This window comes from Nocardia sp. NPDC003183 (assembly GCF_053590715.1).
Genome location: NZ_JBSFTG010000001.1, coordinates 572,014 through 585,270 on the forward strand (window position 1 = coordinate 572,014; position 13,257 = coordinate 585,270).

The 13,257-nt window shown below is 68.2% G+C and carries 12 protein-coding genes and 1 pseudogene; 11 read left to right on the forward strand and 2 right to left on the reverse strand.

The window, feature by feature from the left end:
* The 9 genes and pseudogenes from ACWDXS_RS02680 (at window position 1) to ACWDXS_RS02720 (ending at window position 9,760) form a co-directional block, all read left to right on the forward strand.
* Window positions 1-2,725: pseudogene (locus tag ACWDXS_RS02680) on the forward strand (fumarate reductase/succinate dehydrogenase flavoprotein subunit).
* A complete protein-coding gene (locus tag ACWDXS_RS02685; protein WP_378989996.1) occupies window positions 2,725-2,952 on the forward strand; it encodes a 4Fe-4S dicluster domain-containing protein in 228 nt (75 codons plus the stop codon). Before ACWDXS_RS02680 ends, ACWDXS_RS02685 begins: the two are co-directional and overlap by 1 nt.
* 11 nt (window positions 2,953-2,963) lie before the next feature.
* On the forward strand, window positions 2,964-4,376 hold the full coding sequence (locus ACWDXS_RS02690; protein WP_387447385.1) for an ABC transporter substrate-binding protein: 1,413 nt from the start codon (window positions 2,964-2,966) through the stop codon (window positions 4,374-4,376).
* A gap of 29 nt (window positions 4,377-4,405) precedes the next feature.
* Window positions 4,406-5,269, forward strand: coding sequence for an ABC transporter permease (locus tag ACWDXS_RS02695; RefSeq protein WP_387447386.1), 864 nt, complete (start codon window positions 4,406-4,408; stop codon window positions 5,267-5,269).
* Window positions 5,266-6,021: an ABC transporter ATP-binding protein gene (locus ACWDXS_RS02700; protein ID WP_378990000.1), complete on the forward strand. Its 756-nt coding sequence runs from the start codon at window positions 5,266-5,268 to the stop codon at window positions 6,019-6,021. Before ACWDXS_RS02695 ends, ACWDXS_RS02700 begins: the two co-directional genes overlap by 4 nt.
* Window positions 6,018-6,353, forward strand: a complete 336-nt coding sequence (gene fdxA, locus ACWDXS_RS02705; protein ID WP_378990002.1) for a ferredoxin — start codon at window positions 6,018-6,020, stop codon at window positions 6,351-6,353. Before ACWDXS_RS02700 ends, fdxA begins: the two co-directional genes overlap by 4 nt.
* Window positions 6,350-7,714: an FAD-dependent oxidoreductase gene (locus tag ACWDXS_RS02710; protein WP_449961255.1), complete on the forward strand. Its 1,365-nt coding sequence runs from the start codon at window positions 6,350-6,352 to the stop codon at window positions 7,712-7,714. Before fdxA ends, ACWDXS_RS02710 begins: the two co-directional genes overlap by 4 nt.
* Window positions 7,715-7,724: 10 nt before the next feature.
* Window positions 7,725-8,855 (forward strand): Mrp/NBP35 family ATP-binding protein, encoded by a 1,131-nt coding sequence (locus tag ACWDXS_RS02715; RefSeq protein WP_449961258.1) that lies wholly within the window; start codon window positions 7,725-7,727, stop codon window positions 8,853-8,855.
* 77 nt (window positions 8,856-8,932) lie between these two features.
* Complete coding sequence (locus tag ACWDXS_RS02720; RefSeq protein ID WP_378997033.1) at window positions 8,933-9,760, forward strand: IclR family transcriptional regulator; 828 nt, start codon at window positions 8,933-8,935, stop codon at window positions 9,758-9,760.
* On the opposite strand, the gene ACWDXS_RS02725 is transcribed toward ACWDXS_RS02720, so the two are convergent.
* Window positions 9,757-11,445: an FAD-binding dehydrogenase gene (locus tag ACWDXS_RS02725; RefSeq protein ID WP_449961261.1), complete on the reverse strand. Its 1,689-nt coding sequence runs from the start codon at window positions 11,443-11,445 to the stop codon at window positions 9,757-9,759. The two genes, ACWDXS_RS02720 and ACWDXS_RS02725, sit on opposite strands and share 4 nt — an antisense overlap.
* Window positions 11,446-11,542: 97 nt before the next feature.
* Here ACWDXS_RS02725 and ACWDXS_RS02730 point away from each other — a divergent pair, with 97 nt between their 5' ends.
* Entirely contained in the window at window positions 11,543-11,755 is a 213-nt protein-coding gene (locus ACWDXS_RS02730) for a hypothetical protein (RefSeq protein WP_378997029.1), read from the forward strand.
* A 183-nt stretch (window positions 11,756-11,938) separates the two neighbouring features.
* Window positions 11,939-12,592, forward strand: coding sequence for a cutinase family protein (locus ACWDXS_RS02735; protein ID WP_379318408.1), 654 nt, complete (start codon window positions 11,939-11,941; stop codon window positions 12,590-12,592).
* Window positions 12,593-12,598: 6 nt separating this feature from the next.
* On the opposite strand, the gene ACWDXS_RS02740 is transcribed toward ACWDXS_RS02735, so the two are convergent.
* Entirely contained in the window at window positions 12,599-13,201 is a 603-nt protein-coding gene (locus tag ACWDXS_RS02740; protein ID WP_449961264.1) for a TetR family transcriptional regulator, read from the reverse strand.
* Window positions 13,202-13,257: the final 56 nt, after the last annotated feature.

Here is a 13,257-nt window from a genome sequence, read left to right on the forward strand (position 1 = left end):
ATGCAGATTCCACCGCTGACCGACCGGCGAGAACTGGTCTGCGACGTCCTGATCGTCGGTGGCGGCACGGCGGGCACCATGGCCGCGCTCACCGCCGCCCGCCACGGCGCCAGCGTGCTGCTGCTCGAGAAGGCCCACGTCCGGCACTCCGGCGCACTCGCCATGGGCATGGACGGCGTCAACAACGCCGTGGTCCCGGGCAAGGCGAGCCCGGAGGACTACGTCGCCGACATCACCGTCGCCAACGACGGCATCGTCAACCAGCGCACCGTCTACGAAACCGCCACCCGGGGTTTCGAGATGGTCCAGCGCCTCGAGGGCTACGGCGTCAAATTCGAGAAGGACGAGCACGGCGAATACGCGGTCCGCAAAGTGCACCGCTCCGGCTCCTATGTCCTGCCGATGCCCGAGGGACGCGACGTGAAGAAGGTGCTCTACCGCACCCTGCGCGCCCGCGACGTCCGATCCAAGGTGACCATCAGCAACCGGGTGATGCCGGTGCGGGTGCTCACCGTCGACGGACGCGCGGTCGGCGCGGTCGGATTCGACACGCGCACCGGCGAATTCGTCACCATCTCGGCAGGCGCGGTGATCCTGGCAGCGGGAGCGTGTGGCCGGCTCGGCTTGCCCGCGTCGGGCTACCTCTACGGCACCTACGAGAACCCGACCAACGCCGGCGACGGTTACGCCATGGCCTATCACGCCGGTGCCGAACTCTCCGGCATCGAGTGCTTCCAGATCAACCCGCTGATCAAGGATTACAACGGTCCTGCTTGCGCGTATGTGGCCAATCCGTTCGGTGGCTACCAGGTCAACTCCGAAGGCAATCGCTTCGTCGACTGCGACTACTGGTCCGGTCAGATGATGGCCGAGGTCAAACGCGAACTCGACAGTGCCCGCGGCCCGATCTACCTGAAACTGAGCCACCTGCCCGATGCCACGATCCGCGAGATCGAAGGCATCCTGCACACCACCGAACGTCCCACCCGCGGCACCTTCCACGAAGGCCGCGGCACCGACTACCGCACCAGCGACATCGAGATGCACATCTCCGAGATCGGTTTGTGCAGTGGGCATTCCGCCTCGGGAGTCTGGGTCGACGAACACGCCGCCACCACCGTGCCCGGCCTCTACGCGGCGGGCGATATGGCGCTGGTTCCGCACAACTACATGATCGGCGCCTTCGTCTACGGCGACATCGCCGGTGAGCATGCGAGCGAATTCGCCCGTGGCGCAGCACATCCAGAGCTGCCCACCGATCAGATCGAGGCCGCCCACGAGCTGATCTACCGCCCGCTGCGCAACCCCGACGGCCCACCCCAAACCCAGGTCGAGTACAAACTGCGGCGCTTCGTCAACGACTACCTCCAGCCGCCCAAGGCGCAGTCGTATCTGACGCTCGGCGTCGAGGCCTTCGAACGGATGAACACCGACATCGCCGCGATGGGCGGCCGGACGCCGCACGAACTGATGCGCTGCGCCGAGGTGACCTTCATTCGCGACTGCGCCGAAATGGCGGCCCGGGCCTCACTGCGGCGCACCGAAAGCCGTTGGGGGCTCTACCATCAGCGTGCCGACTGGCCCGGGCGCAACGATGCCGAATGGTTCTGTCATCTGAACCTGTATCGCGGTGCCACCGGTGCGATGGAGTTCCGCACCAGGCCGGTCGCCCCCTACATCGTGCCGGTGCCGGGCTTCGTCCGTCCCGACGGCGTCGCCGACGTCTCCGCACCCGAACTCGTCGGCGCGTGGGGTACGCGATGAGTACACCCGTGCCCGGCCCGCGCGATGTCGGCGACCTCGACGTGAGGGATGTGCGATGAGCGCCCGCCTGCTGGCCCTGCTCGAACTGGCCGACGAGTGCCCCGAGCTCGACGAACTCACCCCGTTCATCACCGATCCCGACCCGGAGGTGCGCCGCACGGCGCTGTCGGTGCTCAGCGAGACCACCGACGCCTGGGCCGAGGCCGCCCCGATCTTCGCCACCGCACTCGCCGATGTCGATGTCGACGTGCGTCACGCCGCCATCGGCTTGCTCACCGAACTCCTCGAGGTCATCGTGCCCGGGCCGGAATTCGATGCGGCGCTGCGCCATTGCGTCACCGCAGCGGAGCCGGCGGTGCGCTCGGCCGCGATCGAGGCGCTGTGGCGGCACCGCAGGACCGACGCGGCGGAGCTGGCGGGGTGGCTCGCCGATCCGAATGCGGCGGTTCGCCGCACCGTCGTGGGCGGGCTCACCTCTGTCGACGCTCTCGACGAACTGAGCCTCGGCGCCGCTGACGAAGACGAGGACGTGCGCATCGCAGTGGCGAAAGGTGTCGCGGCGATCGGTGATCCACGCGGCGCGGTGACCCTGCTCGTCCTCGCCGCCGACCCCCGACCGCTTGTCCGCGCCGCCGCGCTGTCGAGTCTGGCCGGGACCGGCTGCGACGAACACGCTGCCGCGGCGGCCGCCGCATCGATGACCGACCCGGCCTGGCAGGTCCGGCAGGCGGCGGCCATCGCCCTGGCCGCCGCCGACCCCGAACTCGCCGCGGCACCGCTGCTGTCGGCGGTCTCCGATCCCAACCTCGACGTCCGCAAGGCGGCGGTGCGCGCACTGGCCGAGCGGATCGCCGAACGACGCGACATCACCACGGCGCTGCAGGCCGCGCTCGACGACCCGGACGCCGACGTCCGCGCCTTCGCCCGCATCGGCATCGCCAACTCTGGAAAGGAACTCTGATGGCCCAGGCCAATGCCCGTCTCGATGTCCCCGTCTCGGTCGACGAAGCGAAATGTATCGACGGCTGCACCCTCTGCGTGGACATGTGCCCACTCGATTCCCTTGCCATCCACCCGGATTCGGGCAAGGCCTACATGCACGTCGACGAATGCTGGTACTGCGGGCCGTGTGCCGCGCGGTGCCCGGTCGGCGCCGTCACCGTGAACATCCCGTTCCTGTTGCGTTGAGAGAGCCGACCATGAGCACCCGAATCCCCGCGCTGCTGCTCGGCATCGCCGCGGTGGCCGCCCTGGCCACCGGCTGCGGGAGCGCCGACGACGCCAAGACCGTCACCGTGAACATCGGTTACCAGTCCAAGACGATCAACACCGTCACCGCGGGCACGCTGCTGCGTGATCGCGGCACTTTCGAGGCCGAACTCGCCGAACTCGGCAAGACGACAGGGCTCACCTACAAGGTGGAGTGGAAGGACTTCGCCGCGGGCCCACCGCTGACCGCGCAGATGCTGGCGGGCCAGGTCGACATCGGGTCGATGGGAGACGCGCCGATCCTGGTCAACGGCTCCAAGACTCGCGACCACGCCGACGTGAAGTCCGAACTGATCGCCGTCACCGGCTACAACCTGCGCGGTTCGCTGAATCAGATCGTGGTGCCGACGGATTCGAAGGCGGCCACGATCACCGACCTGCGTGGTGAGATCGTGTCGACCAGCGTGGGGTCGGCCGCGCACGGCATGCTCGCCACCGGGCTCTCGGCCGCCGGGATGACTCTAGACGATGTGAAGCTGCTCGGTCAGGATCCGGCCGTCGGCGCCTCGGCGCTGCAGGGGGATCAGGTGGCCGCGCTGGCCCAATTCGTGCCGTGGCCACAGAAACTCGTCTACGACGGTCAAGCCAAGCTGCTCTATGACGGTGGCAGCGCCGGCATCCCGACCTTCCACGCCGTGGTCGCGAGCGAGCGCTTTGGCATCGGTAACCCCGATATCGTCACGGCGTTCCTCACCGCGGTGCGCAAGACCACCGACTACCTCAATCAGAACCCATTGGCGGCCGCACAGCGCGTCGCCGAGATCACCGGGCTGCCTGCCGAGGTCGTGTATCTCTACAACGGCCCGAACGGCCTGGTGAGCTTCGATCCGACGATCAAGCCCCAACAGGTGGACGCTCTGGGCACGCTGTTGCCGTTCCTGAAAAGCCTCGGTGCGCTGTCGGATCTGAACCTCGGCGAATTCGTCGACGACCGTTACCTGCGCACCGTCTACGGTCCCGGCTACGACGCCGCCCGCGCGTCGGTGACGGCTCCCGCACCACTGACCGGTACCGATGCGGCGTGCGGGGGAGCGGTGGACGGCCTTCCCACCGCTTCGGAGGTGTGGTTCGCCGACGCCACGACCACCGCCGTCGCCAAGACCCCGACCTGTCTGCTGCGACAGATCGCGGCCACCGGCAGCACCGTCCGCGCCGCCTACGTGCCCGACCACAGCACCGGCACCCGGCTCTTCGCCGCGACCGCGACCTGGGTCAGCGAACCCACTGCGAGCCCCGACGATCGGTTGCTGCCCTTCGCGACCGGTGCCGCCGCACAGCAGTACGCCGCCGCCCATCCGGGCGTCACGGTGATCGACTACCAAGCAGCACTGAAGGCCCGCTAGATCCGTCACGTGAGACCAGGAGGCTCACCATGACCGTTTCCGCCGAACCCCGCACCGCGCCCGTCGCGAAGCCCGACATCATCACCGCACCACCGAGTTCACCCACCCGATTCATCGTTCCCCGCAAAGCCCGCAAGGCCGTACTGACCGCCGTGCCACTGGCCGCGTTGCTCCTGGCCTGGTACCTGCTCACCACCAATCAGGTCGTGTTCTGGCTGCGTTTCGACAAGATCCCCACGCCCGCACAAGTATTCGACTCCTTTCGTACGCAGCTCGGTGCGGCCACCTACTACCGCGACATCTTCTCCAGCACCCGCCGCATCCTGATCGGCTTCGGCCTCGCCACGGTGTCGGGCGTGCTGATCGGCATGGCGGTCGGTCGCTCGGCCGTGGTCAGCGCACTCGTGCGGCCGGTACTCGAGGTGTTCCGGCCGATCCCCGCGATCGCACTGGTGCCCCTGGCCATCCTGCTGTTCCCGACCGGGGAACAGGGCATCGTGTTCATCACCTTCTTCGCCGCGTTCTTCCCGGTCGCGGTGAGCACCATCCACGCCATGCACGCGCTGCCCAAGGTGTGGGAGGAAGCGGCCCACACCCTCGGCGCGCGTCGACGCGACATTCTGTTCCAGATCGCCCTGCCCGGTGCGCTACCCGGCATCTTCTCGGGCCTGTCGGTGGCGATGGGCGTGGCCTGGATCTGTGTGATCAGCGCGGAGATGATCTCGGGCCAGTTCGGCATCGGGTACTTCACCTGGCAGTCCTACGGGCTCCTGGACTATCCGGGGGTGATCGTCGGGATGCTCACCATCGGGTTGCTCGGCTGGTTCACCGCCTGGCTGGTCGAACTGGCGGGGCGCCGGGTGAACCGGTGGCTGCCCAGGGCGCAGCGATGAGCGCCGGTGCCGCGGTGCGGCTGCACGGATTGCGCATCGCCTACGGCGAAAGTCTCGCCGCCGAAGTAGATCTCGACGTCGATGCCGGCCAGATCGTGGTTCTGCTCGGTCCGTCGGGTTGCGGCAAATCCACGGTGCTGCGGGCGATGGCCGGGTTGCTGCCGCCGATCGGCGGCAGCGTCACCGTCGACGGTGGGCCCAGCGCCCAGCACTGTTCGATGGTGTTCCAGGAGGACGCGCTGCTGCCGTGGCGCACCGCCCGGCGCAATGTCGAATTCGCGCTGAAACTGCGCGGAGTGTCACGGCGCAACCGGCGCGTCGAAGCCCAGGAACTGCTGAACCTGGTGGGGCTCACCGACTTCGGTGACCATCTGCCCGGTGCGCTGTCGGGCGGTATGCGTCAGCGTGTGCAGCTGGCGCGGACATTGGCCGCGCAGCCACGCGTGCTGCTGATGGACGAACCGTTCGGCGCTCTCGACGCCCAGACCCGCGCCGATATGCAGCGCCTGCTCATCTCGGTGTGGCAGCAGCGCCGGACCACGGTGTTGTTCGTGACCCACGACGTCGACGAGGCGCTGTTGCTGGCCGATCGGATCGTCCTGCTCACCCCGCGCCCCGCCCGCATCCAGCGCGTCATCGAGATCGCCGCACCACGCGCACCCGGCGCCCGATTCGAACCCGAATTCGCGCGGCTGCGTTACGAAATCCTCGCCGCCCTCGGCGAGCCCAACGACAAGGAACTACAGCCATGACCTTCGTCATCGGAGCCGCTTGCGTGGACGTCATGGATCGCGCGTGCGTGGAGGAATGCCCCGTCGACTGCATCTACACCGGCGACCGGATGGCCTACATCCATCCGACCGAGTGCGTGGATTGCGGTGCGTGCGAACCGGTCTGCCCCGTCGAGGCGATCTACCTCGACGATGACATTCCGGCCGGCCAGGAAGGTTTCGTCGCCACGAACGCGGCCTTCTTCGACACGGCGCTGCCCGGCCGCGACACCGCGCTCGGCTCGCCGGGCGGCGCGGGCGCGGTGGGCGAGCTCGGCGTGGACACGCCGTTCGTCGCGGGCTACGAGAAATGAGAACTCCACTGCGGGTGGCGATCATCGGCGCCGGGCCCGCCGGTATCTACGCCGCCGACGCGTTGATGAAGTCCGATGCCGACGTGAGCATCGACCTCTACGAGCGTATGCCCGCGCCCTTCGGCCTGATCCGCTACGGCGTCGCCCCTGACCACCCGCGCATCAAGGGCATCATCACCGCCCTGCACAAGGTCCTCGACAAGGACCAGGTCCGTCTGCTCGGCAACATCGACTACGGCACCGACATCACCCTCGACGACCTGCGCCAGTTCTACGACGCGGTCATCTTCTCCACCGGCGCCAACGCCGACCGCGCCCTGGCCATCCCCGGCATCGACCTCGACGGCTCCTACGGCGCCGCGGACTTCGTGTCCTGGTACGACGGCCACCCCGACGTCCCGCGTTCCTGGCCCCTCGACGCCGAGAAGGTCGCGGTCCTCGGTGTCGGCAACGTCGCCCTCGACGTCGCGCGCGTGCTCGCCAAGACCGGCGACGAACTGCTGCCGACCGAGATCCCGCCGAATGTCTACGAAGGTCTCGAGGGCAACAAGGCCCTCGAGGTCCACGTGTTCGGTCGTCGTGGTCCCGCGCAGGCCAAGTTCACGCCCCTCGAGCTGCGCGAACTGGATCACTCGCCGACGATCGAGGTCATCGTCAACCCCGAGGACATCGACTACGACGAGGGCTCCGAAGCCGCGCGCCGTAACTCCAAGCAGGTCGACATGGTCGCCAACACCTTGGAGCAGTGGGCCATCCGCGACCACGGCGACCGCCCGCACAAGCTGTTCCTGCACTTCTTCGAATCGCCCTCGGAGGTCCTCGGCGCCGACGGCAAGGTCGTCGGCCTGAAGACCGAACGCACCCAGCTCGACGGCACCGGCAACGTCAAGGGCACCGGCGAATTTCGGGTGTGGGACGTACAGGCGGTCTATCGGGCGGTCGGCTATCGCTCCGGAGATGTCGCCGACATCCCGTTCGACGACCGCACCGGCACCATCCCCAACGAGGCGGGGCGCGTGCTGATCGACCCGAACGCGCGCGAGGGGGCGCGATACCTCGACGGGGTGTATGTCACCGGCTGGATCAAACGCGGCCCCGTCGGCCTGATCGGCCACACCAAAGGCGACGCCGCCGAAACCGTTGCCTGCCTGCTGGCCGATCAGGCCCGGCTGACACCGGCGCCGCGACCACACCCCGATGCGGTGACCGAACATCTCACCGCATCGGGCATTGCCTTCACCACCTGGGAAGGCTGGTACCGACTCGACGCCCACGAACGCGCGCTGGGCGAAGCCGAAGGACGCGAGCGGATCAAGATCGTCGAACGCGCGGACATGCTGCACGCCAGCTCGGTCCAGTGAGGAGGAGCCCATGACATCACCGACCGAACCACAGATCAGGACCGCGCTCGCCGGAGTGGACGACCCCGAGATCGGCCGTCCCATCACCGAATTGAACATGGTCGAGACCATCGACATCGACGGAGCAGGTCGTGTCGCGGTAGGCATCCTGCTCACCGTCGCGGGATGCCCCCTTCGGACGAAGATCAGTGACGACATCCGCGCCGCCGTCACCGCGGTGCCCGGCGTCGCCGGTGTCGAGATCGACTTCGGGGTGATGAGCGAGGAGCAGCGCCGTAGCCTGAGACTCCAACTCCGGGGACCCGGATCGGAGAGTATCGCTGCTCTCGCGCAACCGGATTCACCGACCCGCGTGTACTGCGTGGTCTCGGGCAAAGGCGGCGTCGGGAAGTCGAGTGTCACCGTCAATCTGGCCGTCGCGCTGGCCCGACGTGGATTGCGCGTCGGTCTCATGGACGCCGACGTCCACGGTCACTCGGTACCCGCGATGCTCGGCATCACCACCGCGCCCACCCTGGTCGAGTCGATGATGATGCCGCCCACCGCATTCGGTGTGCGCGTCGTGTCGATCGGTATGTTCGTCGACGACAACGCCCCCGTCGTCTGGCGCGGGCCGATGCTGCACCGCGCGTTGCAGCAGTTCGTCAACGACGTGTACTGGGGCGAACTGGATGTTCTGCTGATCGACATGCCACCGGGCACCGGCGATGTGGCCATCTCCCTGGCCCAGTTGCTGCCCACCGCGCAGCTGCTGGTCGTCACCACCCCGCAACGCGCCGCGGCTCGCATCGCCGAACGCGCCGGCGCCGTGGCTGCGCAGACCGGTCAGCGGGTGGCGGGCATCATCGAGAACATGTCCTGGTACGACAGTCCCGACGGCACCCGGCAGACCCTCTTCGGCGCGGGCGGCGCCACCGCGGTGAGCCGCGCGCTGAGCGGCCTGCTCGACACCTATTGCCCGGTCATCGGCCGGATCCCGTTCGATCCGGTGGTCTGCGCGGCAGGCGATCAGGGCGCTCCGTTCGTCGACACCGACCCGCACTGCGCGCCCGCCAGAGCGATCGGCGAGATCGCGGCGACCATCGCGCCGATCGTGCGCCGCCGGCTGTCTGTGACGCCGGTCAGCCCGGTGCCTGCCTGAGATCGCGGCGAAATAGTGCGTGAGCGGAGCTGACAGCTCTAGTCTGTTAGCGCTACGCACTGTGGAGGTTGGATCACATGACGGTCGAGATCGTGACCGAACCGGCGCCCGAGAACCTGTGGACCGGATCGGGCCGGGCGACCGGGGCACCGCCGACGTCGATGATCGAGCGGATGACGCTCATCCTGGACGCGTTCGACGCCGCCACACCCACGCTGACGCTGCTCGGGCTCGCCGAACGCACCGGGCTGCCGCGCTCGACCGTGCATCGCATCCTCGACCAGATGATCCGGCTGCGCTGGCTCGCGCACACTCCGGGCGGCTACCGGCTGGGGTTGCGGGTGCTCGAACTCGGCGGGCTCGCGGCCGAGCAGAACGAACTGCGCGAGGTGGTGGGGCCACTGCTCTACGAACTCAGTCAGCGCACGGGGCTGGTGGGGCACCTCGCGGTGCTGGACGGGCGTGAGGTGTTGTTCCTGGATCGTGCGGGGGGCCGCGGCCGGGTGGTCATCCCGACCCGTGTCGGTGGCAGGCTGCCCGCGCACTCCACGGCGGTGGGCAAGGCGCTGCTGGCCACGCTGGAGCCCGGCATCGCCGAGGCCGCGCTGCGGGGCAATGCCGTGGCACGGACCGCGCGCACGATCGTCGACCGGGCCGAACTGCACCGCGAACTCGCCCGTATCCGCAACCGTCAGGGCGTGGCCGTGGACACCGAGGAGTCGCTGCCGGGCGTGGGTTGCGTGGCGGTGCCGATCCGCGGCCGCGGTGTCGCGGTGGCCGCGATCTCCTTGTCGGGCACGGTCAATGGTGAGCGCACCGCGCTCGACACCGCGCGACTGGCTCGGGCGCTGGCCGAGGTGGCCAAGGAAGCGTCACGCACCCTGGCCCCCCGGCACCCGCACTAGGCTGTGCGTCGCGAGATCGCTCGACCGGCCGCCCGACCGGAGAAGATGCACCCGCCCAGGAACGTGCCCTCCAGCGCGTTGTAACCGTGCACGCCGCCACCGCCGAACCCGGCGACCTCACCGGCCGCGTACAACCCGGGGAACACCGAGCCGTCCGGGCGCAGCACCTGCGAATCGAGGTCGGTCTGCAGACCGCCGAGGGTCTTGCGGGTCAGCACATTGAGGCGTACCGCGATGAGCGGGCCGTGGGCAGGATCGAGGATGCGGTGCGGCTTGGCGACGCGGAGCTTGTCGCCGAGGAACTTGCGGGCGCTGTTGGTCGCGGTCACCTGCGCGTCCTTGGAGAAGGAGTTGGCGACCTCGCGATCGCGGCCCACGATCTGGTGCTCGAGGGCGGCCACGTCCAGCTTCGGACCCCGGGAGATGTCGTTCATGCCGTCGACGAGTTCGGCCAGGGAGTCGGCGACCACGAAGTCCACGCCGTGCTGCTTGAACGCCTCCACCGGGCCCGGCGCGCCCTTGGCGAGCCTGCTGCGCACCGTGAACTTCAAGTCCTTACCGGTGATGTCGGGGTTCTGTTCCGAACCCGACAGCGCGAACTCCTTCTCGATGATCGACTGGTTCAGGACGAACCAGGAGTAGTCGTAGCCCGTCGACAGGATCTGACGCATGGTCTCGTTGGTGTCGAAACCGGGGAAACACGGTGCGGGCATGCGGTTTCCGTTCGCGTCGAACCACAGCGACGACGGGCCGGGGATGATGCGGATGGCGTGATCGGGCCAGATCGGATCCCAGTTGTGGATGCCCTCGGTGTAGTGCCACATCCGATCGCGGTTGACCAGCGCCGCCCCGGCTTCCTCGGAGATCCCGAGCATCCGGCCGTCGACATAGGCGGGCACACCGGAGATCATGTGCTCCGGGCACGGGCCGAGCCGTTCGGTGGGCCAGTTGCGGCGGATGAGGTCGTGGGCGTGCCCGATGCCACCCGAACTCACGAGAACCGCAGCGGCTCGGAAGGTGAACTCGCCCACCACATCCCGGTTCGAGGCCTGACCGCGGTCGGTGTCGGAGGGGGCGAGAACGCTGCCGCGCACGCCGGTCACGGCGCCGTCGTCGACGATCAGCTCGTCGACGCGGTGCCGGAAGGCGAAGCGGACCAACCCTTTCGCCTCACCGGCCAGCACCGGCTCGCGGAACACCCGCAGTACCTCGGGCCCGGTGCCCCAGGTGAGGTGGAACCGTGGCACCGAGTTGCCGTGTCCGCCCGCCAGGCCACCGCCCCGTTCGGCCCAGCCGACCAGCGGGGTGAAACGCAGACCCAGGGCGTGCAGGTAATCCCGCTTCTCGTCGGTGGCGAACCGGACGTAAGCCTTCGCCCACTCGCGGCCCATCCGGTCCTCGTCGTCGCGGTCGAAACCGGCCGAACCCAGCCAATCCTGCAGTGCCAGTTCGTAGGAGTCCTTGATGCCCATTCTGCGCTGCTCCGGGCTGTCGACGACGAACAGCCCGCCCAGCGACCAGAATGCCTGCCCGCCGAGGTTGGCGCGATTCTCCTGATCGAGCACCAGGACCTTGCGTCCGGCGAGCACCAACTCGTGCGCGGCCACCAGGCCCGCGAGTCCGGCGCCGACGACAATCGCGTCGGGGGTGAAATCTTCGGTGGGCGCAGGCACTGTGCTCGACATGCCTGGAACGTAGCATTGGTTAGTCGGCAGGTGGGGGCAAGTCCTGTAAAACAGCCTGACCTGCGACATCTCATTCGATGAAAGGCTCGACACGCTCATGAACGCCCGAACCCGTACCGGCGCCGCCGTCCTCACGCTCGCCGTCGTGGCAGGCCTCGGCGCCACCTCGTGCTCGAAGTCGCGCTGGTGTGAACGCGATCAAGGCGACGTTCTCGTCGCGGACTCCTACTGCGAACGTGGTGTGGCGGGCTACGAGTGGGAGCCCGATCACGACAAGCCCAAGTACAAGAAGAAGCCGAAGAAGCACTGAGGTAGCGCAGCGGCGTTGTGCCGCAGGCGATCCGAGATGTAACCGTGGCGCAGCCGATGCCGAGTTCGCGCCATGACGATGCAGGTCAACGGGTATTCCACCACTGAGCACACCGAATGCTGTTGGGCAGGAGGTGAATCGCTCTTTCTCTATTTCTCACAACGGCGTGAGTGGGTGGGCACGATGACCTATCGGAAGGCAATTCGTATCGTCGCAAGGCAAACAGCGCGAGCGCTGTCGGTGTTGCTACTGACCGCGGGAATCGGGACAGCGATGTCCCCGGGACTGACAGCGTGGGCGCAGGATTGCGCCACCCTCGATGTCGTGATCGCCCGCGGCACAGCAGAACCCGGCTATCTGGGAGCCGCGATCGGCGACCCGCTCTACGCGGTACTGAGCGCGCAACTACCGGTGGACACCACCGCCCATCGCGTGGACTACCCAGCCGACCTGCTGGTGCCGACCTCGATGCCCGACGGCACCCGGGCCATGACCGGCCACCTGCTCGAGCAGGCCGCCGCCTGCCCCGACCAGCGTTTCGTTCTCGTCGGCTACTCCCAGGGCGCGGTGGTCACCCACGGTGTCCTCGGCTCCGTCCCGTTGCCCGGAGCGTGGGTGCTGCCGCCGGAGCTGTCCTCGCGCGTCGTCGCGGTGCTCCTGTTCGGTGACCCCCTGCGATTGATCGGCGGCCCGGTCGCACCGCTGTACGCCGACCGCACCGCGAACTATTGCGCCGCAGGCGATCCGGTGTGCGCGGGCGGGGTGTTCCCAGCCGCGCACGGTAGCTACGGGTGGGCGTTCGCGGCCGCGGCCGGACAGGTGAACGCGCGGTTGTGAGCCCGCTCAGAGCGCGGGCATGACCCCCGACAGGACAGCGCCGACCTGCGCCACCGCGCGGTCGACGCTGCCTGTCGGCTGGAACAGATGACTCAGCGTCAACCGGACCATGATCTCGACGACCGAGGTCAGCTCGTCATCGGTGAGGGACGCGAATTCGTACTGCTCGCGGACGGTGGCACTGAGGGCGGCGACGGCCCGCCCGAGTACCGGTTCCGGGTCGCTCACCAGGGCGGGCAGCAAGGCGGTATCGCCGTCCTGGCGAGCTGAGAGCACCGCCTTGATCAGGGTGTTGTCGCCCGCGGCGCGCAGCGTGTACTCGGCGGCGGCGGTCATGCCGGCGAGCGGGTCGGCCGGATGCCGGGCCAGCGTCTCGGCGATGCCGGTCAGGTAGATGCCGGTCTCACGCTCGATCAGGGCATCCGCGAGCGCCTGCTTGGTGCCGATCTCCTTGTAGAGGACCGGCCTGCTGATACCGACCTCCTTGGCCACCCGCGACATGTTGACCGCGCCCCAGCCCTCGCTGACGACCATCGTGCGCGCGGCGTCGATCATCCGGTCGCGCAGCAGTTGGCGCATTTCTGCCTGAAAGTTCGGTGGTTCGGCCACGTGATCATCCTACATGTGCCCATCGATGTGCTCGTTCATTGACAATTTGCGTGATT